Origin of the sequence: Hoyosella levis (assembly GCF_026008515.1) — a bacterium.
Lineage (GTDB): Bacteria > Actinomycetota > Actinomycetes > Mycobacteriales > Mycobacteriaceae > Lolliginicoccus > Lolliginicoccus levis.
Window position 1 is genome coordinate 1 of sequence record NZ_BQYM01000030.1, and the last position, 948, is coordinate 948.

Annotated in this window: 1 protein-coding gene; it reads right to left on the reverse strand. The window is 71.3% G+C overall.

Translation table 11 applies throughout. The features are described 5' to 3' along the window. Positions 1 to 948, reverse strand: a 948-nt coding sequence (locus QC765_RS16440) for an arabinosyltransferase domain-containing protein (RefSeq protein WP_278315514.1), incomplete at both ends; no start/stop codon positions are given.

The window sequence follows — 948 nt, forward strand, 5'->3', positions numbered from 1 at the left end:
GAGGGTCCGATGGCGGTGCGGAGGCGGGAGGCCTCGGTGACGGTGGCGAGGGTCTGGTCGTAGAAGATGATGAACAGCACGGCCATGCCGGCGGCGAGGATGGGGGCGGTGACGGGGAGCCAGCCGTGCTCGCGGGCGCGCTTGATGAGGATGGCGAGCAGGGGCCTCGAGCCGGCGAGGAGGGCGGCGACGGCCATGAGGCCGGTGGGGCCGGCGGCGAGGGAGAACGCGGCGATGATCACGGCGGTGGCGGCGGGCATGAGGCGGTGGGTGGCGATGGCGCGCTCGACGCTGATCCAGGTGAGCAGGGCGCCGACGGCGATGATGGGCTCGGGGCGCAGGCCGTTGTTGTAGGGCAGCCAGAAGGCGAGGAAGACGGCGGCGGCGGTCCAGGCGACGGCGGGGGTGGTGCGGGCGCGGCGGCCGAGGCGGGGGATGACCTCGCGGGAGATGATCCACCAGCACAGCAGGGAGGCGATGAGGGTGGTGATGCGGACGAAGGGGCTGGCGGTGGAGATCTGGGCGAGCAGGGCGGTGATGTCGTAGAACCAGCCGAAGGGGGCCTCGGAGACGCCGAACCAGCGGTAGTAGTTGGCCATGTAGCCGGCCTCGTTGGCGACGCGGGCCATGGTGAGGATGTAGCCGTCGTCGGCGGTGTTGGCGCCGATGAGGTACCAGGTGGCGAGGATGGTGGCGACGATGGCGTCGAGGGGGCGGATTCTCCACCAGCTGGCGGGGAGGAAGCGGCGGTGGCGGCGCCCGTCGGTGGTGTCGAGCTGGTGGAGGGCGGCGAGGGCGAGGAGGGTGGCGAGGATGCCGAGGGCGATGGTGGCGAGCTTGATCGCGGTGGGGTGGGTGGAGAAGCGGGAGTCGATGTCGATGGTGAGGTTCAGGCCGGTGGGGGTGGTGGCGAGGTCGCTGAAGACACCGACCACCTGCGGCATGAAC